The organism is Bradyrhizobium sp. C9 (genome assembly GCF_002532045.1).
Taxonomy (GTDB): domain Bacteria; phylum Pseudomonadota; class Alphaproteobacteria; order Rhizobiales; family Xanthobacteraceae; genus Bradyrhizobium.
In genome coordinates this window covers 69,227-89,246 of the sequence record NZ_NWTG01000017.1, presented here as the reverse complement: position 1 = coordinate 89,246, position 20,020 = coordinate 69,227, and the positions used below count along the sequence as shown (strand labels likewise).

Sequence of the window (20,020 nt, the reverse complement as noted above, 5' to 3'; positions counted from 1 at the left end):
AAGGACTCGGCCACGCCTGTAACAGCCTTAACATGTCAAGGCCTGCCCCTCTTCTGTCCTGCGATCACTGGCGCACCTGCGACGGAAACGGAGCCTTGTGGTTTGGACCGCTCTACGCGCTTCTCGGCGCGCTTCTTGGCCGGGCTCGAAGCAGCTTGTGGGGGCGACGAAGAAATAGCGGAGGTAGCAGAAGGGACAGCTGCTGGATTCTGCAAGGAATCAATCCGCGAAGCCAGCACTGTGATCTGATCTAAGATCCCTTTGAGGTCCTTCCGCTGAGCATCGACGTACCGGTTGAGCTCTGCGATATCCTCGCTCATCTTCTCCTGCGCCCAACGTATCTCGGTTAGGGATATCCTGTCCTGCGCTGACAGGCCCACCGCCGCATCTGCGGGCCCGGCTGCCGGCGTCTCGACAAACCCTGCGAGGCTGCCGCCAAAATGAGCTGCTGCCGCACACAAGCTGACGAGGACGAGAAACGCCAAACCGCAGCGAATTCGCCCTGACGAACCGTATAAGAGCGGCCGCAAGTCTGAAGCGGCCGCCTGATCAACCATCTCCATCGTTCCTTGCCCGACTTCCCCGTTTCGATAGACTTCTTGGTTGACGTGAGAGCTCGCGATGCTCACGCATCCCAGCGAGCTGCGGCCGCCCCAACAACATTCTTCAACTCGCCGACCATTTGCTCCCTTGGCTCCAATGAAGCGGCCCGTCTTGACCAAGGCAAAGCGAACACCCTACGGGGAACTCCTGCATTATAGGGAGGCTGGCGGTAGCACTAGTTCTCATCTTCCTCGGCCATGGTGCAGCATTTTCGCATCATTCAGGGTAACGTTGCAGATTTTGTACCCTGCCGACGCCCGATGCGAACCGGCCGCTATTTCCTTCAAAGTCGGACTCTCGGCTTTCCGTGCTGCCGAGGCTGGCAACTTCGCGGCCAGGCGCTACGAAAAAGGCGCCACAGCTGACGCTCGAGCCACCATGCCATTGGAGCGGCAAGTGTTTAGCATGGCCAACTACCAATCCTGGCAGGTTGATCGAGACGACGGACACATGGCAAGCGTGGCCCACGAACGTTACAGGATCATAGCTAGGCACTCGGAATGCACCGCAGATTTGTCCGTGCCAATGCAGCGGGCGGAATTAGCAACTGCTCGCCCACAGCCGCTAAAGCAGCTCGAAACCTGCTTCCCCCGCTGTTCTGGGCCACCATCGTGGACGTTGAGACGCGATCGCTGCACGAACAAATTCCAAAGCTCTGTGGAAATCGCGACCGTCAACGATCGCTTCGTCCTTGGCGGACCACGATACCAAGACAGCCTCACGAAGCCACGGTTCCGCTTTGGCTGGCATTGCATTCCGGTGGCTGCCGCTTCGTCGAGAAAGGCACTTCGAGCAAGATGCTCGGCAAGGCTGCAATCCTCCACCCCATAGTGGATCAAAGTCGAAGTTCGAATTGTTTTGGTGGCGAGGACAGCTGCGGCGCCGCGCGCTCGCGGCCAACGGCTCTCGCTCAGCCAGCAAGCGCGGCTCACTCTCGGCAAGTCCGGCCTGATGCATACGCAAGGCGCAGACCAGATCGTGCTCGCACTTACGGGCGACCAAGTCGCCAGGTCTAGTGAATCTGGCTGGGATAGACTTCCTGCCCATGAGGCGTCGTCCCTCTTGTCCTCAGACACCACGGCTCGGAAGGTCCGTTCTGGACCAGAGAGGCCGACTTTCAATCCATTCATGGCTCGCAAAACAAGGATGCGAAGTAGACTGTGCGTGATTGCTTTGTTGCAGCGACGACGCCTCGGACATCTTCGGCTATCGCAGCATTTGCCTGCAGTTTGCGATCAAGCGAGCCGCAACGGCGACTTGCCGTCGCACTTTCGCTCGCGACTTGTTTGGTCGGCCCCCCCGTTTCGGCACAAACAGCTGACGATCCTGTCCCCAAGAGCAATGTTGCGGACCAAGCCACCAAGAGAAGAGCGGCAACGCTGCCCGATATGGCTAAAACGCTCCGGATCGGCGTGGTCAATCAACCAATTCGACTTCATGCCTCGGCGCTGGCATCAGCTCTTAACCTGCCTCTCATAAAGCGCGGCAGCGCCGGTCGGATTGCCCAGACCAAAGCGCGAAATACGATCGCCCCCTTCGCACGCTTTGATGCTTTCCGAGAAAAAGGGATCTGGCTCAACATACCCGGTCCTGCTGATACGATTGATCAAAACAAGAATGGAGTTAGATCCGCGCTGGCAGACGTCGGCATTGGCTATATCGGCTGGACGCACAATACCTTTGCAAACAACCAGCTGCCGAATGCGGCCAGAAGCAGCATCGCTAACCAGCTCTATATGGGGCAGAATCCGACATTTGCTACGGCGAACTTCGTGATCGTCACCTATGATCTCAGCCGGTTTGGCATTCCCGATGGACAGATTGTCGTTGGAGCCGAGCAGCAATACTGGACATGGAAGCGACCTGGACCAGATCGAGTAGGATTAAATACATTCGCCTACTATCAAACTTTCCTCGACAGGAAATTCGAACTCAAATTTGGCTATCTCAGAAATGCGAATGAGTTCACCGGCACATTGTTTGGAGGAATTTCAGGATCAAACATGTTTGCTCTTTTCCAAGCAGGGATGAGCACCAACGCCGCGCCAACGCCGGCCGCCAACCTGAAGTACAATTTCGATGATCACTTGTACAACAAAGTCTCCGTGCAGCGGTCAATCAGTCCAGATGGTCCCTATGCGCAGATAACCGAAAATCCCTCCGGTTTGAATTGGAGCACAGCCAATGCCGGCATTCTGTTCATTGACGAACTTGGCTACAAAAGCAAGGCCGCTCCCGGCGTACCCGACACCTGGCTGCGGGCCGGCATCGGCTTGAACAGCAGCCGCTACAAGAATTTGGCAGATCCGGATCTACAAAGGGAGAGCGGGAATAACTTTCATTACATCGCTGCTGACAGGCAGCTCTGGCAGAGTGATGTTGAGGGGATACCATCTCGCGGCATCTATGGCGGGTTCTCCATCATGGGAGCTCCGCCTGACCTAAACAGGATCAGCCAGTATTACGAGCTTCGTCTTTATGCAAAGGGACTATTTGACAGCCGGCCCAGTGATTTGATTGCTCTGGTTGCCAACAACACGACCTGGAGCAGGTTTGCAGTGGATGCTGCTTTGGCCAAAGGGCAGCTTGCGCATCACGATACCACAGCAATCACGGGAACATATACCGCGCATATCGCTCCGGGGATATATGGAAGCCTCGGACTGTCCTACATTCATAACCCGACAAGCATCACACACATGCCCCGAACGGAGCACGCCCTCAATCTGTTGGTGTCTACGCTGATATTTTTCTAGATCAGTAAGGATGCCACCAATTCTGCTACCAAACTCTCGGTTCGAAAACATTGCGCGCAAAGTTCGGCCAGCGCGCCGGCGAGACGCTGTGAGGAGACGAACCAGGAGGCCTGCTATCCCATGATCTAAGAGCCTCCTGACCGGATTTCGGGTACAGCTACTTATCCGCAGGCTGCCCCGCTGGACAGAGGGCGCGGGGGTGAAGTACCAAGAATGAGCTGAGACAGATAGGGAATGTCGCGCACGGTTCGGCGCACCATTAGCGCGACCAGAACAATCGCAGCCCCTAGAATTCCCGCCACAGCCAACTTGGATGTGAGATCCGAAGGCTCTGCGTACTGTATCGAATCCATGAAACGAAATGCCATGCCCTGAATCAGGTACAGCACCAGCGTGCTCTGTCCTATTTCCACGGCGATAAAGCGGACCACTCGATTTGAGCGGCCAACTCTCCAGCATTGCCGGAAGAGCTCACTCATGATCGCTGAGGCCGCTGCTGAGCCAAAAAGCATCAGAAGCACGTCTTTTGCCGACTGCATATCTTTGACCAGGACGAGATTTTTGTAGACGTAAGTGTCTTTGCGCCAGGCCAGAAAGCACACCAGTGCGGCTATTGAGGCAGACATGATCAAGAGCGGCTTGTAAGCGCGCGTTATGCTCGTCCACCAGTCTCTTGACTGCGCAAATGAGAATCCCAAGCAGAAAAACGGGTAAGTGTACTTTATGAGAGGAAATATGGAGAATGTCAGAGGTGCAAGTGCGACCAGGATGACCGATAAGAATAGGATCCAAGGCGACCAACGATCGAAGATCGAAAGAATTTTGACGAAAAGAAAACAAACGAACGCGGCCCAGATGAACCAGTATGTGCCGGCGACATCGTTTAGAAGCTGTAAAATGTTGCCTGATGCGTCAGGGGCGCGGGGAAGCACGGCTAACTTTGCTGTCTCCAGGAGAGCGCACCAAAACAGCATGGGCACCAAGAGCTGCATCGCCCGATCACCGACGGCTTGCATCAACGACTTTCGCAACAGCGCTCGGCAAGAAAGATATCCGCTTATTGCCATGAAGAGAGGCATGTGAAACATGTAGATCCATTTGAAGAATGGCGAATCCCAGTATCCTTCATCTCGGTAGAGGATATATTGGATCAGGTGACCGACGATCACCAAAATGATGAGTACTCCTTTGTCGAAATCCAAAGCTAGATCGCGATCGTTTTCCTCTGGCGTACCAGGCAGAGTCGACCCAGTTACATTTTGCAATGTATCAATCATCTCGACATCCCTTCATCCAACGGGCTGGAGATCCGTCTGACGTTGGGTAGCTGCCGCGACCAAGTACTGGCCGGAAGCTGCATCATCAGGTCGTCGGTCCATCATGCTCTTCAATTTGGAGTTTCGAGCCGGCATCAAAGACAGCCCTGCCGGATGTCGTAGGTCCACTCTCCGGAACGCCGCTTTGAAGCTAGCCGTTCAGGTCAGCTGGAATATCGGGTGCTGGCGAACCAGGCGTGCGAAGGTCGGCCGCGGCCTGGCGGCGTCCGAGAAGACACCACATCATGACGACTGTTCTTTGGGTCAAGTTTCATGAGATGCCGCGTTATACCGGAGCACGGGATGCCCGGTCCAAGAGAGAGATAGGCTGAGCAGCCGAACATCGGGATCCGGCCGCCAACCACTTAGTATGAAAGGCAACTGCTGCAGCTTTTGCTCCATGGAAATCGATCCGACCGTCGATCGTGGAGGCAATTGCCATCGCAACTCTACGCTCCGATAGCTGGCTGGGCGCCAATATTCAATTATATGGATGTGGGCGATCGTTATAAAGAAAGGGGGAACGAGCTATACGACGGTTTACCGATTTGAAGTGCTGCTACCTCACTTCGATCGGCTGCCAGATCGAGCAGTCACCTTGCTGGGTGTCCCGTCCGGAAAAAGTGTTTGCAACGCACTACGAGAATTTTGAATAGCGGCAATACCCAACTCGAGCATGAAGGCCTAAGTGCGCAGCTGGGCCTCCTTCCGAAAGTATTCGACCTTGCCATCACGAGTAGCCAGCGTCAGTAAACCGACGCTATTGGCGGGCGTTCCCACTTCCACCAGACGCCTGCGTCGTCCGCACTCCGGACTGTGGGCGGCCGAAGTGGTTCGAACAGTTGCGCTTACTGAACAACGGCTTCTAAGGCATGATGATCGACGGAGGCTGGGCGGCTCAGGCGGTGCCCGTGTCACTACTTCGAATGGATACATCGGCTGTCAAGGGCCGGGCTGTAGAACGCCTCGCGAGCTGCCCCGCCGAGCGCCTGAGATTGCCGTCCGCCTGCGCTCTTCAGCCACGTTCAGGATAGATGCGAACGCGCTGGCGCCCCTCCCTTTCATCCAACTCGCCCCTGTAGGGCACGCCGCGGATCTGGAAATAGGTTGGACGCCCAGCCTCCGGCATGATGCGTTCCCCCTGCAGGACGCGGACGAGGTAAGGCGGAAGGAACCGCTCGCGGTGCTCCCATCCGCCGCGGATCAGATACCCAAGGTCCCGTAGGCCCTCACGGGGTTGCTCGGCTTGGACGATCTGCGGTGGAAGATGAATCGGCCGGGATGGCGCAGCTTCATCAAGGTAGCTCGGGCGCGGATGATGGATCAGGCGGACATCCGTGCGTCCTCCCGGTCCCAATGTGGCCGAGTAGCGCTCGCCATTGATCATAAACTGGCTTGGCCCGAACTGGTTTGGCAGCAGATCGATGTTGCCGAGGACATCGACCAACACGTCCGAGGCCGCTTGAGAGCCGTGGCGCCAGTCAGAGCCAACGACGGCCCCAATATCCCGCAGTTCCTGGGCGGCCCCGGACGGTCCAGCGAATGACGGCGCTCTGCGAAATTCAGGTACCGGCGCGGCGCGTGCTTCGTCGTGCAAGTCGTGCAAAGTGGACGGCTCCAAATCAACCAAGGGATCCAGACCGCTGTAGATGTTTGATGAGGGAGGCCTCACCGACGATGGTGAGGCGGGTTCTTGCATCTGTTGCCCGAACCAATCCCAGGCTCCTTGGCTTAGGCTGGCTGGAGTCGCAGGAAGCCCGTGCGGCAGATCGGGCTGCGGGATCCAATAGGGCGCTTGCACAGGTGCGGCGGGTGGGAGGATCTGCTCGCTGGACCGATCCCAAGTCCCGGCGCTCGGGCTGGCCGACGTTGTAGGCAGTTGCTGCGACGAGGTGGCCTGCCAACCGTGATGCGGCACTGGCAGTGACGAGCTGGGTCCGTGGACCTGCTCACCAAGCCAACCCCACGCTCCCGCACTCGGCGTGGCTGGCGTTGCCGGGACCTTCTGCGGCGAGTGCGCCCGTCGGACGCCTTCGGCGACAGGCTGCCCCGCATCCTCGGCAGGGTGCAAGCCGAGAGCCCTGTTCGCCTCGAGGATTTGCTGGTAGCGGCCAAGCCTTAGCAAATCAGCTTTGATTTTGCTGCCTTCGGTTTCTTGCCTATACTCCGCGACATCCTGATCCAGCCCGGAGGTGAAGAGCCGGCCGGCGATGGCTGGCTTATCGTGCGTTCGCAGCCATTCACTGAGCCTCGACATCCGGCGAGCCTGCCTGTCGATCGTCTCCGGCTCAACCCTGCGTGTCGCCTTTTCCGCCGCGGCCCACATGCCGATGAGGGTCGCGTCCGCGGAATGGGGAGCCAGGCGACGGAGATCGGCTGACAAGGTGTTTCCGGCCCAGACCTCACGGAGCTTTTTCAAGGCTGCTTTGATACGCCTTGCGCGGTCCGCTGCATAAGTGTCGACATCTTGGTCGAGCTCAGCTTCCAGTTGGCGGTTTTCCACCTCTGGATCTTCCAGTTGCGCATTTTCCATCTCGAGGCGAATGCGATCCGCAATTGAGGGCCTATCGTTGTCATTGAGGCGCGCGCTCAAAATGCGCAGGTCGGCTGCCGCATTTCTGATGGTGCCGTCGGTGAGATTGCGGGCTGGGGTGCCGTCGGTGCGGTTGCGGACTGCTCTTTGTCTAAACTCTTTGATGAGCGCCTCGTCCTCCTGATCGACCCCGCGCGTCCGGCCCGGCTGTCTGGCGTAATCGACGCGAAAACTCGTCGAGGAAGCATCCGGCTGCGCGGTCTCCCGCGAGGACTTGCTACTCCCTCCAAAGGCTTTGCCGACCCGCGACTTGAAGCGCGACCACAGTCCGCGGCTTTTAGCGCCCCTGACCTGAACCCCAGGCTCCGCGTCCGGCAAGCTGTAGCGCGCGCTGCTGAACAGATCATCGCGCAAACCGGACCGCGGCACTTGGGCCGGAGCATCAAGCTGAAAGCGGGGAATGTCTAAGCTCCGCCGCGCATCGCCCCGCGCGCTGTCCCTGAAATCTGAGCGTGGCGGCACCCGCATCGAACCGCCGAGCTCGTCCCGTCGAACTGCCCGTCCCGCTCCTGCGGGAGTCTGGTCCGGCGAACTCGACTTTGCGGAACTCTCATCAGGCGAATCGAGCTGCAAATCTTCCATCCGCCGCTCAAAATCGCCTTGCTGGCTTGCGCTGCCCCCTTGCTGCCCCGCTCGCCCCTGTCGGGCGGCGTAGGCCTCCATCCAAGCGCCTGAATCGAAGAATGGGTCGACTGGATCCATCCTGCTCTCCTTGTGATGTATAGGCCCTGCGCAATCCACACGCTTGCACGGCCGCTAAGCCGCAGCTGTGAAGCGAGGTCAGATTCAGGGGTTTTATGGGACCTAGCTTTCGAAAAGCGGACAAAGAACAAGAATTCACAGCGGGCAACGCCGCTTGCGATGATCTCCTCTGAAGGGGCAGCAAGAAGCCGGTGTGGCGCGACGGCCGGGCCCTCCCCCAATTTCAGTTGCTGTCGACGGGACGCCCCAGCGCAAGAACGATCTCGTCCCCCTATTGGCCCGAGAGCCGCTTAAAAATGAGAAGACAGCCCGTAAGCCTTCCTCTATTCCGATCTGGAAGGTCCGGCGGATAGCCAATCTGTGGCACCTGCGAAGAACGCTTTCAGCGACCATTTCGCGGCTTCGCGATCGGTCAATTGGTGCGAATAAGGCTCGCGGCCTGCGGGATTGGCCCCGACACCGGTGGATTTGTATTCAGCATAGTAGGCCGTCCTCAGCGTATTGGTCGTGCCCGGAGTCCATTCGCGCCAGCCTTCCGCGACCACCGGTGCATCCAACTTCGTCGATAGGAACACCACCGTTGCATAGGGGCGCCAGGGCCGGCCAAGCGCAACATCCCGCGCGGCGGAGTCGGCAGTCAGTCTGCAATGATCGAACACATAGGCACTGTCCTCGTCCGGCGCTGCCTTGCTCTGCGCGGTATAGACGACCGCCTGATTGGCGATACCGTGCAACTCACAGTGTCGGAAATAAGCCTTGGCATTGCCGAATATGAAATCGACGTGTCCCTCGATATAGCAATCCGAGAAGTATTGTCGCGACATTCGACCGTTCTGCCCCTTACCGGCGAACAATGTGTCCTGGGCGCCGAGCAGGCGGACGCGGCTGATGATGTCCCTGTCTCCAGTAACGGACAGTGCGACGGCCTGCGAAGCTGGATTGGCCGAATTGAGCGCGTAATCGTTTTGGATCGTCAGGTTGTCGAGCCGGAAGTCATCGCCTGAGGCGTCCAGCGTCGCAGAACGGATGGTTCCTCCGACGTTGATCGCGCCGTCGCCGTACACAATGACCGTATCACCCGGCATCCTGCCGGAGCCTTTGATATGAACACCGGATTTGAAGACTTTGATCTTCTCGCGATAGATGCCCGGCGCGATCTGAATATCCCCACCTTGGGCCGGTAATGCGTCGATGGCGGCCTGCACGGAGTGATAAGCTGCCCTCTCGGCATGCGAGACCAAAAGGGGTTGAGCACGGGCTGCCGAGATGCCGAAACATCCGGCCAGAACCGCAGCAAATACCGCGAAAATCCGCATGTGATCTCACCTGTTATCGGATTCGCTGCACGCTTGATGCAATCGGTGGAATGTGCCCCCGCGACCTGGCAGCCTAGTGTCAAACAACGTTTCCTGCCGAACCGGAACTTACGCACCCATAGGCGAAACGTCCGATCGCGGTAACGCCGGTCCCCATTCGCAAGGCCAGCGAATCAAAACCGTATCAGGCAGACGCGACCGGTCTGAAGGTTCGGCACCGAGTTGTTGTGCTTACTGGTTACCGTCGCGGACTGCCCTGGCGCATCCCTCCCAATCGCGCGACACCGGTTTCCTCACTTGCCCGGGCAGCGGCGGAGACACGTCAGAATGATCGGCTGTCACATTCGCATGTTCGAGCTGCCAAGTCGCGGAATCGGCAAATCGAACATCCTCTAGCGTCACGTCAAGCGCATGGGCCTCGTCAACCCCGCGCATCAGTAGCGCACCATTGTCGCCGCGCACATGGCGTAGAACGATCTGGCGATAGACTGGAATCCTACTGCCTTGGGCATGGGGATCGTACTTTGTATCGAATGCGACCGGCCATCGGTTGCCACGCAGACACACATTCTCATAAGTCACGCGTTCGACCAGGCCGCCTCGGCTGACATCGCTCTTGATGCGCAGGCCAGACGTCGTGCCGTCCAAGGTCAGGTTGCTCACGAGTATGTCGCTGGCGCCGGAGTTCACCTCGCTGCCGATCGACATCCCATGTCCCCACCCGAAATAATTATCGGTGATGGAAATATGGCGAGTTGAACCATTATCGCCGGCTTTGATCGCTACGTTATCATCTCCAGTGCGGATGAAGCTGTGGGTGATGGTCACATCCTGGCTGGCGCCTGGGTCGATGCCGTCGGTATTGCGGGCATCGGCCGGTGTATCGATCGTCAGACCCCAGACCGTGGCACCTTCGACCCGGTTCATCGCGACATGGAAATTGGGTGCATTGCGCAAGGTGACACCAGAAAGCGTGATGTCCTGCGCATGATCGATCTGGATCAAACGCGGAGCGTTCTGACTACCGCCCTCGGCCTGCGCGCGGCGGGCCAGCTGCCACCAGGTTTCGGCGCTGCCGACCATCGGCGCACCGCCCTGGCCATCGATGATGCCGTCGCCATAAATGCCGCCGCCGCGCGTTTTGGAGAAGCTGATGAACGGCCGGCAACCGTCGCCCTTACCTGCGATGCGGCCGCACTGTCCGCGGCCCTTGTCGTACGCAGCTGGTTCCGGGATAGCCAAAAGCGTTGCACCGCGTCCAATCCACAAGGTTACACCTGATTTCATCTCGAGTGGATCCGACCTGAACTCGCCACGCCCGAGATAAACCGCAGCACCGGCGGGGCAATGGTCGATGGCATCCTGTAGCCTGGCCGTATCATTGCTGCCAGACGGCACCGGGCGGTCGCAGACCGTATGAGGTGCAGCGGGTTCGGCGACAATGCGGCGATCTTGCGCTTTTGCGCTGGGGCAGACAACCATGGTGGCAACGATGGATATCAACGTCCATTCACGAAAATGCTTTGTCATTAACCTCGGTCTCTTTGCGGCGAGCATCGTCGCCGCTTCGTTGTCCTGAGCTGAGCGCTGACCAACAGCCGCAGCTCGCCTCACAGGCCAACGCAAGATGACATTTATAAGACCCAAAAAAGGCCGAGCTCTTGCAAGTTCACGCAATGAAGAATGAGCGTTCCGCAAGAGATCACGCTTATGACGGCTGGCGGCGGAAACCGCCAGTCCCTGAACCAGCGTGCGTCGTGAAACATTCTGGATCGCATTGTTCTTCGTTCGATTCGCGCCGTGGTTGACGTGCCATCGCATCCTCCCACTGTCACTTGAGCGACAGATGCAACTTATGCTGCGAGGGGGCGTCTTCGATTCGCGTGCGAAACTCCGTTCGAGGCGGTCCACCCTTGCACGACCCGCGCACCGACGGCGTAGCGAGCGGCTCTGATATAATTCATGCCGATTCCGGATTTATTGTTTTCTGTTCCCTCTAGGAGGACTGTTCGCCAGAACGGCCGCGAAAGTTCAGGCGTGGCATGCATTGTGATTGATCTTGCGAGTGAGCGGTCCACAATTGATGGCTGAGCGCGCGAGAACGGTGACGCAACGCAAATACTTAAATAACGATCAGGCGGGAACAGATGACACAAGGTTCACAAGTGACGATCATTGGCGCCGGACGCGTCGGGCTGAAGCTAGCCGAACTTCTCGTAACGTCCGGCGGAACAATACGCTTTGTGGACCATGGGCCGGTGGCTAGAATAGATGAAAACCTGATCGTGAGCGATGCGATCCACCTGACGCTGGAGGCTGAATCCGCTCTTGCGAAGTCCGATATTGTCGTTCTTGCCTTGCCGTTCACGGTAGCAGGAGGCGCGTTCAGATCCGCCTGTCGGCGGCTCAAAGGCGACGCATTGTTGATCGAGACGCTCTCGGTCAAGACGAGGCCTGCCTCCTGGGCGGTCAACTTACCTCGCGAGGTAGAGTATCTTGGCCTCAATCCACTGTTCAGCCCGGAGCTCGGTTGGGCAAATCGTCCGGTCGCGGTGGTCACGTATCGATCAGGTCCGAGGCTCGAAGCCTTTCTGGAGCTTTTACGACGCACGAATGCGAGCCTTGTCGCGCTCGATGCTGAAGCTCACGACCGACTTCTTGCGCAGCGTCAGCTGGCTGCGCATGCGCTGCTCCTTTCGCTTGCAAGCATCCTTCGCGACGAGAACACTGAATTTCCGCTTGAGGTCGGTCCGCCTCCCTATCACCTTCTCCTGGCGGGAGTCGGGCGCATGTTGAGCGGCAACCCCGAGACATTTGCTGAGATCCAGACGGAGAATCCTTTTGCGGCGACAGTCCGCTTGCGCCTGATCGCGGCGCTCGAGAGTCTAAGCGGGGGCGGCCAGGAAGTCCTAGATCACCTTCGCAGTGAGTGGAGCGATCTCGCGCCACGCCTCAAACCGGCCGCCAAGACCTGCGAGCGCCTATTTGCGTGCCCGATTTTTTCTCTAAAGATGAGCGAATACGAGTGTCGCTCCGACGAATGCCGCCTTGCGCGGAGTGATTGAGATTAAAGATATAGGCGTATGACTGACGTTCCGACAGGGCAAGAAATCCACTTTAAGAACGACTCGCTTGGGCTATAAGAGCGCCTCGATTCCGGGCCCTAAAAACGACTCGATTTTGTAAGTCATTGCCAGATCGCCTCAAATCGGCAGAAAATCTCGAATCCAAACATTAACGCTGCGCTGCTTTCACCGTGAGTACGGTGCGCGATTTCGTTGTGATAGCAACTATGGTCAGCGGCCGCTGGGCCCGTCGGCTAATCCGACGGCGCCGATCGGGATGCGAGGATGGTATTGCCGCTGGTGGTGCTGCTGCTGGTAGCGCTGGAGATGATGGTGCCAGTGACGATGCCGAAGCCGATGCCGGGGCGATCATCATCGACATGCCGACCAGCAGCAGCACCATGCTGATCATGCGGCGCCGATGATCGGCGCCGGCTCAGCGGTTGGTCCCATTCGTACATGCCAACGATGATGATCATCGTCGCGTCGCTGGCATTTCCGGCGCCTACTCTCGAGCTGCATCCAACTCGGCCAGCCGCTCCAATGCCTGGTCTATTGACCGGTCGTCTGCCTCGGTCTGCGCGCGCGAGACGTCGCGGTCCAATTGGTAGACCAGATCCGCAAGATCCCGGTCGTTCAATGAGGGAACGAGATCAAAGGCCTCATGCTCGATCACCAAAAGCGGGACACCGTCTTCACCGTAAAGCTTGCGTCTGCTTCGGCAGCCACCGTTCGTAGTCCCGCAACGGACACGGAATGCGCCGTCGTACTTCCAGAGAGCAAGGCGGTTGCTCAGCAGACCTTGATAGTCCTCGTCCCGTTGAGCTCGAGCCCGCGCCTGACGGGCCCGTTCGTAAACCGCGTCTGGCTGCGCGAAGAACGTCCATCTCCGCCGCGGCGGCATTGCTGGCGAACGCCAACCCGCCGCCCTTAGCGGTTCGCGCCAGAAAGCCTTGTTTCTCGGATAGGCGGCCTTTGTAGCCTTTTTTGACCGTGAAAGCCTGCCAAACATCTGCGACGGTAAGCGAGGCCGGTCCTCAAAGAATTTGGCACGGCACCCTCTTCAAGCTCAGCGGATGATATTCAAGAACAGAAATGCAATCCGGTGTCGTAGACGGCGCTTAGCCAGTCTCGATGAACGCGCGGAACGTTACGGTTGAACATTACACAAGCTTCTTTGTGATCGTCGACGACCTGCACGTTCCGCTCTCCGACCCTGGATGGCATCACCTGCCTGACCAGCGCCGCAAACTTTTGATCAGCCAATCTCGGCATCCGTCGCCCCCCTCGCTTTGTGCCGTTTCTGCTCTTGCTTAGGCTTCCAGAAGATTAAGCCGGGGCCGCCGACGGCGATCCCGACGGGGCAACCGTCGATTCTTCGTCAACGAATCCTTGAAAGCTTCAGGCATCAATCGTCTCGAAAAGCGACGGATTATCTTCGACGAGATGTACCGGCGTCAATTCTCACCGCGACACCTTCAATTTTAACGATCGCGCGAGGCGCCACCGGTCTCCGCGCCCACCTTTTCAGGGCCTTAGTTTTGACCACGTTTCTTGTCGCCGACGTATTTTCCTCGCTCGCGTCTTGCAGGATGCGGTCATAGACTCTTCGGCAGCAGGAGTGCCGACGATGAGAGCCACCGATATCGCAGCCTACTTTGTGAAGAAGATCGCCAAGCCAATTCAGTTTGATCTTGTTTGTGGAAGCGACCACCGCTTCTATGCGATTGAGCCGACTGCAGTCGAAGACGACGTCATCCATGTGCTGGTTTCGCTGAAATACGAGATGTGGGGGCTCGAGAAGCGGAAGCGGGACGAGTATCTCGGGGCAGTCGCTATTCCCTTTTGTGATGGCGACACCCTGGAAAGCGTCTTCGATACGGCGATCGCAGTCGCCGCCTTTGGGGAACGAAGTCAAAAGATCCACACCGGCGAAGACGACGACAACCGAATCCGCCGGGCCTACGCAAAGTACGTGGAGCGTTCAGAAGCGCAATCAGCGCGACCCCGGATCTAGATGGGCAGCACCATGCTCAGGGGTTAGCCAGGGAAGGCCTCGGAACGTGGCCGGGATCTAGAACCGGGCTCATCTCCTCGATTTTGGCATCGATCTTACTAAGAACAGCGGCCGGAACGACTTCCCGCTCTGGGAGCTGCCACCAATGGTCGTTCACCAACGATACGATCTCCTCGACAGCCGAGATGACCGCCGGTTCGGGTAGCCGCGCGCGATTGGCGAACTTTCGCCAGCGGTCCGGAGTAAGCGCTTTGAAGGATTTCTCTCCTCCCAAAGAGAGCGCCATATCGTCCTTCGGAAAATAAGCGGTGGTTGATAGGACGTCGTACACGGGGGCGATGGCAGGAGTGCAACCATCACCTGGATATATTGTGGACCAGTTCTTCAAGTGCATGTCGCCGTTGCCGACGAGCGCGGCAAGTGCCAGTCGGCGAACGAATTCGAGCGCGGCGTCGGTCGAAACCGCCACGTTCAGCGCGGAGGCGATGTCGTGGTATGATGCGTCATCGTATTTCTTGGATGGCTGCCGACCAAAGATCTGAGCGAAGTCTTCGATGTGAATTCGGGTACCTTTGGGTCCACGGTCGAAACGCTTCACCAGCAAGACCTTGCCGGTCGACAATGTGTTGAATTCTTCGGGAATTCCCTCGAAATCGGATTTTTCGACAAGCTCGCATTCCGGTACATCCATTCCGAGGATTTCGGACAGCGCCAAAATGGCGAATTCGTTTTCCGACAATCCGACAAGATTGGTCGAGGGGAATTTTGCGATGTACTGACCTTGCTCGTCGCCGATAGGCAAAGTCAGTCCGCCGCCCTTGCCCGTGTTTTTCATCACGGAGAGCTTCATCTGAACTCCCGCCAAGGAAAACCGCGCTTTGATCTCACTTGGATTGTCTTGAGCGGCCATCGTGGTGCTGCCGTCGCTCGGCACGACGCGCACTGCACCTGGCAGGTCTTCGCCAAGCGCCGCCAGGAGGTCGAAATCGTTTCCTTGCCTCACTGCTCCCGCGTGGTGCTTTTCCATCGCCTCGCGAAGCTTGTCTTCGGGCAACATGTTCGCGAAGAACGCGGGCAGCATATGGGCTGCCGGCTTCGGATCCTTGCGAAGGCCACCATCGGCGGAGCGGAGCGAAAGGCTCAATATCGGAGGCCGCGCCATTGCTCGATAGGCCGGGTCAAGACTGAAGGCGTTGAAATCGCCTGGTGTACGCACGACCGTTCCGACCTTGAGGTCTTGAAGGAACACGTCCAGCGACTGGACGGTATTAGCGGCGCGGACCCGGGTGCTCATCATCATCATCCATATCGGTGGTGAACGCTGGTCGGTCCTCGTCTTCGGACGGCCGAAGGAGTGCGTTGACGCCGGGTACCATGGCTTGTGGGATCAGCATTAGCTCCATGCCAAGAGCGCGCGCCACGTTAATCAGCGTGGTCGCCCGCGCAGCGGCGTTGCCCTGCTCAATATCGCGGTAACGTGGCCGGGAAATGCCTGCGCGTTCGGCCACCTGCTCTTGAGTCAGGCCCGCTTGCTTTCTTGCATCCCGGAGGAGGCGTCCTAGTTGTTGGGTTGCTTCCGAGTTCCGCTGCATGATCCGTTTACGTGTCTTTTTCTTTTATAAGATACGAGAAGGTATCATTTGTCGCCTCCGTTGTCAATACTTTGATCTGTTTACATATCATTTAACAAGAAAATGATCCTCAAACATATCTTCAAGGCCAAGCTTGGTTCCTCAATACCTAAAGCAACCTGCGACCAGCGTCCGCGTGGACTTCCACGGCTCCCGCCGCCCAGCCAAACGGCTGTAGAGCAAAGTCCCCCGACGGCGCCGGCGACACGCCAAAATCAAGGAATTTTTTCATATTTTTTTCAGTGCAGGCAATACGCCGCCGCCGCGGGCGGTTTTGCCCCAGAGCAGATCCACGCTGGTTACCTACGCCGGTAGTTTTACTCCGGTCAGCTTGACCAACCCATCGATGAGTTCGTCCTGGAAGCTCGGATCAGTCGCCTCATTGGCCGGCTCCTGCTGCCGGACCGCTAACTAGCGCGGCTGGATCGTCGCTCACGGCCAGCCAGGCTTGCGTCTTCTGACCCGTTCGACATCTACCGGGGCGCCCGCGCCACCCATCTTCGTGCGCGCCCAGCCTGGATCGACCGCGTTGCTTAGGACGCTTGGCCAGCGTCGCGCCAGCGCGGACGCAAGCGCGACGACGTGCAGCTTGCTCTCGGCGTAGGCTCTGGCCGAATCCCAAGACCTTTTCGTCCAATCAAGGTCGTCCAACGAGCCTTCCCCCGCCACGATGCAGCCCGCTGCTGAGATAGCCGATCCCTTAGCGTCGCGTGCAACGCATAGAGATACGCCCGATTTCATCTTGGGTGAATCCGACCGGAACGCGCCACGCCCGAGATTGACCGCAGTAGTAGTACCGACATCGTACTTCTCGATTGATAAACTTCCGCCGACCCACGGACCGCCATTGGAGCCTCGCTAAAGTCGTTCGGCTGTACCGCTACACTTCCCGACTGGAGTCCCGCCTCCCCCACTCCATGTGCAAGGCGCTCCAAACCCTGAGGGCTCGCGGTGTGAGGCTGGCACCGGCAAGTTGTTTCCAGGACTTCCTCACCTCGATCCAGCGGCTTTTTCGAGCGGGCAAAGCATCAAGCATTTTTTTGGCAATCGGAGCCAGGTGCGCAGTTTCGGAGTTCGGGTCGCGCTTGGCATCTTCAAGAATTTTAAAAGCGGCTCTTTCGGACCGCGTCCAACCCGACTCGGTGAACCTGCTCTCCGCGAAATACTCAAAACACGTGCGGAACGTCAAAGCGCGGCCAATGACCGTATGGTTTGGTAGTTCCGCTTGGCTCAGCCACCGCCGGAGATATCCACACCGCTCTTGGCGGCCATTTTCGGGAGGACCGCGAAATTCCAAGATCAAAAGCATCGCCATGCCAGCGATTTCGCGTCGTATCTCTTCATCCTGCTTTTCGAACCAATCCCGGATTACCTGTAATGGCGTCGCCGGCGGCTTCACGACCGGCGTCGCAGCGGTGCGGTGGAACGAGACCACGTTTTCCAGCGGGGGCATGCGCGGCCATGGCCTTCCATCTGCGTCCCACAAGACCCACCGCGCTGCAATCTTTTTTGCCTCTTCAGGAGACCTGCTTCGCCAAAGCTCCTTGAGCGCCTCATTGACATAATATGAGACGTCAGCTTTCAGGCCGCATGTACGTGCTATTGCTGCGAGGCGTCCGGCGTCAATGAGCCGCGCCGCGAAGTTATTCTCTGCGTTCATTTGCCTAGGGCCCTTCATGTCCCTCCTAGCGCGCCCCGCTATTGGCTCTTCGGCGGCGTGATACAGGCCGCCGGGATCTACACCAATAGGCGCCCTCTCCCGCCTAAGTCCCAGGGATCACCAACTTCAGTGGCCAGCCATGGCCTCAACTTGCGATCGTGGCCGTGCCCACGTGAGGGCGCCCTGTGCATTGCGAGGCCCTGCATTCTTCGTGCCACAGTAACAGTCCGCGATTCGTATTCGTTGGGTCCGCTTTGTTTGCTTTGCGACTTGGGCCCGTCTTGTTTCTTTCCACTCATGGACCATCCGTGGCAACATCAGGTGCCGCCGAGAGGTCATCGATTGCGCAAGCGTTTTTCAGCAAGTTCAGACCCGGATGAAGGCTCCGTGCCGGCGTCATCGACGCCGTTTGAATCGGCGTCGTTGCGACGAGCGGGCCGTCAGATCTCGGTTTCACTTCGGGGGGACATGCGACCGAGGCCTCGTGTTGCGCGAGGGGCATGCTTTCTCCCGGTTCGCTCTGCCGGAGGATGCCGCAGATACCCCAGCATCTTCAGGCAGAGTAACCCATTCTTTCGAGGCAGTGCCCACTCCTGGCACGCCCCGACGGCCATCATTTCAAAGTGCTTTCCTCGCTCATTGAGGAATCGGAGGACGGGCATTTCTCCACCGCACACGGCGATCCGGTGGACCTCCTCCATTTTGCGATTCTATGGGCAAATCTCAAGCCGCACTCGGCAATCCTGCCGGGCGCAATCGCGCGTCTAATATACTGAACCGAATTCGACCTCTAATGCTGGAAATAATCCGCACCCTTAGCAAGGAGTGGAACATTCCAATTGACGCCCTGATGGCTCAATACGGACTGGCGGGTATACGCCTAAATTCGAAGGCCCCCCTACGCAGGGCCTTCATCATTGACGTACGCCTTCGAGATATACGTGAGGTCACGCGCGATATGCGACACGCTCAACCTGGTTCGCTGACAAGGCCCCCGCTCAGCTTCGCATGGAGCTTGTCCAACAGCACATCTGCGCTTTTGTTGATCCTCCGGTCGATCGGGTCGATTTTCAGATCTGCCATCTGATACACATGGGAGGCAGACAGATGTCGACGCCGGCCAGTGCGAAGTGCCCAACCGCCTGCATTTTCTACAAGGGCGTGTGCCATGGTCCTAAAACACTGCAGATCGTTCCCAAAACGAAGGGCCCCCGCCGGATACGAGGGCCCTTACAGAACTTGGAGGAGGAGAAGTCTCCAAGCCCTATGTTGGCGACTGCAAACCCGAAGACGATACCCATTGATCGATGTCAGCTGCGATCTCCGCCGTGCGCGCACGCTTCAGCAGCTGGTCGCGCTCGACGCCTGGCGGAAGCCGCGCTGCCTTGTGGAAGATATCGTCGGCAAACGCATTGAGCCGGTCCTGCAGCGATGTGGTTTGCTTCGCTCTATTTCTGGTTTTCTTCATAACGCGCTCCGTATTTTCTCGGGAGCGTTGAGGCTCACCTTTGCGATGAGCGTATGAAGTTATAATGATCGTTTCCACAACCTAGGTTACGACCGCGATAATCCTTTGAGCGAACTCGCGCGAAGAAGACTTTGGAGGTCATTCTGCGGCATTCGATTTCCGCCTGTAACAACAGGCTCACCCCAGGTGGCTTTGGGTTCTTGAGCGGCTTACTCAATTTACTTTTTGGACTAATTACACTGTCCAGCGCCTTGCGGATCTTGCTCGACGTTGTCCGATTTCAACCGGTCCCGACTTTGCCCACGTGGACCAGTTCTTTGCCCTCCTGTTTTCCGAGATTCGGCGCGGCGACGCTCGTGGGGTCTTTGATAAATCCGATAACCGGAAACTCCCCGGGCGGTCTTCACCTTCAGCCAGGCTTCGTTGCGGTCGGAGCGGTACGGCGCGTCCATCTTCTTCGAGATAATGCCCGCGTATTAAGCTTCGCCGCGTGTTCGAACAGCTTCTGTCCATCACCCTCGACATCTCACTGAAAAGAAACCGGCGGTTCGAGCTGGCAGGTGTCGAATAGCCCCTGCAACATGGCCTTGCGCTCGATCTGCGGCGTCGTCCGCAAGTCCTAGGCGTTCAGCCACAGGAGGTCGAAGGCGTAGCCGAGCAAACGATCCTGGCTGCCCCGGCCGAGCTCGGCCTGCAATTCGCTGAAATTAGTCCGCCCCTCATGGACGACCGCTACTTCGCCGTCAACGATGGCCTGGCCGGGAACGTCAAACGCCGGGACGATGAGCGAGAACCGCTTGATCCAGTCGAGACAGTTACTCGTGTAAGCCTTAGCCCCTTCGCTCCCAGAGCGCGCGCCAGAGAAAGGAACAGCGGCGACAACATCGCGCATC

15 protein-coding genes and 1 pseudogene are annotated in these 20,020 nt (G+C 58.1%); 4 read left to right on the top strand and 12 right to left on the bottom strand.

What is annotated here, in order from left to right:
- Nucleotides 1-35: 35 nt before the first annotated feature.
- Nucleotides 36-563, bottom strand: a complete 528-nt coding sequence (locus CO675_RS27720) for a hypothetical protein (RefSeq protein WP_245452948.1) — start codon at nt 561-563, stop codon at nt 36-38.
- A 1,428-nt stretch (nt 564-1,991) separates the two neighbouring features.
- Here CO675_RS27720 and CO675_RS27715 point away from each other — a divergent pair.
- Nucleotides 1,992-3,359 carry a carbohydrate porin gene (locus CO675_RS27715; protein ID WP_097674997.1) on the top strand — a complete coding sequence of 456 codons (1,368 nt, stop codon included), beginning with the start codon at nt 1,992-1,994 and terminating at the stop codon, nt 3,357-3,359.
- A 161-nt stretch (nt 3,360-3,520) separates the two neighbouring features.
- On the opposite strand, the gene nolL is transcribed toward CO675_RS27715, so the two are convergent.
- From nolL to CO675_RS27695, 4 genes are all read right to left on the bottom strand, one after another.
- Entirely contained in the window at nt 3,521-4,636 is a 1,116-nt protein-coding gene (gene nolL / locus CO675_RS27710) for a nodulation factor fucose acetyltransferase NolL (protein WP_198964766.1), read from the bottom strand.
- A gap of 1,054 nt (nt 4,637-5,690) precedes the next feature.
- Nucleotides 5,691-7,970 carry a hypothetical protein gene (locus tag CO675_RS27705; protein WP_097674995.1) on the bottom strand — a complete coding sequence of 760 codons (2,280 nt, stop codon included), beginning with the start codon at nt 7,968-7,970 and terminating at the stop codon, nt 5,691-5,693.
- 323 nt (nt 7,971-8,293) lie between these two features.
- The gene (locus CO675_RS27700; RefSeq protein ID WP_097674994.1) at nt 8,294-9,286 is read right to left on the bottom strand and encodes a pectinesterase family protein; all 993 of its coding nucleotides are present in this window, start codon (nt 9,284-9,286) and stop codon (nt 8,294-8,296) included.
- Between the two features lie 231 nt (nt 9,287-9,517).
- On the bottom strand, nt 9,518-10,816 hold the full coding sequence (locus CO675_RS27695) for a glycoside hydrolase family 28 protein (protein WP_198964765.1): 1,299 nt from the start codon (nt 10,814-10,816) through the stop codon (nt 9,518-9,520).
- 617 nt (nt 10,817-11,433) lie between these two features.
- On the opposite strand from CO675_RS27695, the gene CO675_RS27690 reads away from it, so the two are divergent.
- Complete coding sequence (locus tag CO675_RS27690) at nt 11,434-12,351, top strand: NAD(P)-binding domain-containing protein (protein ID WP_097674992.1); 918 nt, start codon at nt 11,434-11,436, stop codon at nt 12,349-12,351.
- 254 nt (nt 12,352-12,605) lie between these two features.
- Here the strand turns inward: CO675_RS27690 and CO675_RS27685 are convergent, their stop codons facing one another.
- Nucleotides 12,606-12,830, bottom strand: a complete 225-nt coding sequence (locus CO675_RS27685; RefSeq protein WP_097674991.1) for a hypothetical protein — start codon at nt 12,828-12,830, stop codon at nt 12,606-12,608.
- Between the two features lie 26 nt (nt 12,831-12,856).
- Nucleotides 12,857-13,030 (bottom strand): hypothetical protein, encoded by a 174-nt coding sequence (locus tag CO675_RS40695; protein WP_158231316.1) that lies wholly within the window; start codon nt 13,028-13,030, stop codon nt 12,857-12,859.
- A gap of 951 nt (nt 13,031-13,981) precedes the next feature.
- On the opposite strand from CO675_RS40695, the gene CO675_RS27675 reads away from it, so the two are divergent.
- Nucleotides 13,982-14,368 carry a hypothetical protein gene (locus CO675_RS27675; RefSeq protein WP_143279153.1) on the top strand — a complete coding sequence of 129 codons (387 nt, stop codon included), beginning with the start codon at nt 13,982-13,984 and terminating at the stop codon, nt 14,366-14,368.
- 16 nt (nt 14,369-14,384) lie between these two features.
- Here CO675_RS27675 and CO675_RS27670 read toward each other — a convergent pair whose 3' ends face one another.
- From CO675_RS27670 to CO675_RS27655, 4 genes and pseudogenes are all read right to left on the bottom strand, one after another.
- The gene (locus CO675_RS27670; RefSeq protein WP_097675048.1) at nt 14,385-15,662 is read right to left on the bottom strand and encodes a type II toxin-antitoxin system HipA family toxin; all 1,278 of its coding nucleotides are present in this window, start codon (nt 15,660-15,662) and stop codon (nt 14,385-14,387) included.
- On the bottom strand, nt 15,637-15,960 hold the full coding sequence (locus tag CO675_RS27665; RefSeq protein ID WP_097674988.1) for a helix-turn-helix domain-containing protein: 324 nt from the start codon (nt 15,958-15,960) through the stop codon (nt 15,637-15,639). The genes CO675_RS27670 and CO675_RS27665 overlap by 26 nt, the downstream gene beginning before the upstream one ends.
- Before the next feature lie 342 nt (nt 15,961-16,302).
- Nucleotides 16,303-16,690: pseudogene (locus tag CO675_RS41605) on the bottom strand (Rossmann-fold NAD(P)-binding domain-containing protein); the annotation flags it as partial.
- Nucleotides 16,691-16,879: 189 nt separating this feature from the next.
- Nucleotides 16,880-17,659 (bottom strand): hypothetical protein, encoded by a 780-nt coding sequence (locus tag CO675_RS27655; protein ID WP_245452947.1) that lies wholly within the window; start codon nt 17,657-17,659, stop codon nt 16,880-16,882.
- Between the two features lie 1,300 nt (nt 17,660-18,959).
- Here CO675_RS27655 and CO675_RS40690 point away from each other — a divergent pair.
- Complete coding sequence (locus CO675_RS40690) at nt 18,960-19,184, top strand: hypothetical protein (RefSeq protein ID WP_158231315.1); 225 nt, start codon at nt 18,960-18,962, stop codon at nt 19,182-19,184.
- 562 nt (nt 19,185-19,746) lie between these two features.
- Here CO675_RS40690 and CO675_RS41600 read toward each other — a convergent pair.
- Nucleotides 19,747-20,019 carry a DNA ligase-like domain-containing protein gene (locus CO675_RS41600; RefSeq protein ID WP_245452946.1) on the bottom strand — a complete coding sequence of 91 codons (273 nt, stop codon included), beginning with the start codon at nt 20,017-20,019 and terminating at the stop codon, nt 19,747-19,749.
- Nucleotide 20,020: the final 1 nt, after the last annotated feature.

Bases quoted from the DNA above. Each gene is read 5' to 3' on its own strand.
- CO675_RS27720 (WP_245452948.1), bottom strand. From the start codon at position 563: ATGGAGATGGTTGATCAGGCGGCCGCTTCAGACTTGCGGCCGCTCTTA.
- CO675_RS27715 (WP_097674997.1), top strand. From the start codon at position 1,992: ATGGCTAAAACGCTCCGGATCGGCGTGGTCAATCAACCAATTCGACTT.
- nolL (WP_198964766.1), bottom strand. From the start codon at position 4,636: ATGATTGATACATTGCAAAATGTAACTGGGTCGACTCTGCCTGGTACG.
- CO675_RS27705 (WP_097674995.1), bottom strand. From the start codon at position 7,970: ATGGATCCAGTCGACCCATTCTTCGATTCAGGCGCTTGGATGGAGGCC.
- CO675_RS27700 (WP_097674994.1), bottom strand. From the start codon at position 9,286: ATGCGGATTTTCGCGGTATTTGCTGCGGTTCTGGCCGGATGTTTCGGC.
- CO675_RS27695 (WP_198964765.1), bottom strand. From the start codon at position 10,816: ATGACAAAGCATTTTCGTGAATGGACGTTGATATCCATCGTTGCCACC.
- CO675_RS27690 (WP_097674992.1), top strand. From the start codon at position 11,434: ATGACACAAGGTTCACAAGTGACGATCATTGGCGCCGGACGCGTCGGG.
- CO675_RS27685 (WP_097674991.1), bottom strand. From the start codon at position 12,830: ATGATCATCATCGTTGGCATGTACGAATGGGACCAACCGCTGAGCCGG.
- CO675_RS27675 (WP_143279153.1), top strand. From the start codon at position 13,982: ATGAGAGCCACCGATATCGCAGCCTACTTTGTGAAGAAGATCGCCAAG.
- CO675_RS27670 (WP_097675048.1), bottom strand. From the start codon at position 15,662: ATGAGCACCCGGGTCCGCGCCGCTAATACCGTCCAGTCGCTGGACGTG.
- CO675_RS27665 (WP_097674988.1), bottom strand. From the start codon at position 15,960: ATGCAGCGGAACTCGGAAGCAACCCAACAACTAGGACGCCTCCTCCGG.
- CO675_RS27655 (WP_245452947.1), bottom strand. From the start codon at position 17,659: ATGAACGCAGAGAATAACTTCGCGGCGCGGCTCATTGACGCCGGACGC.
- CO675_RS41600 (WP_245452946.1), bottom strand. From the start codon at position 20,019: ATGCGCGATGTTGTCGCCGCTGTTCCTTTCTCTGGCGCGCGCTCTGGG.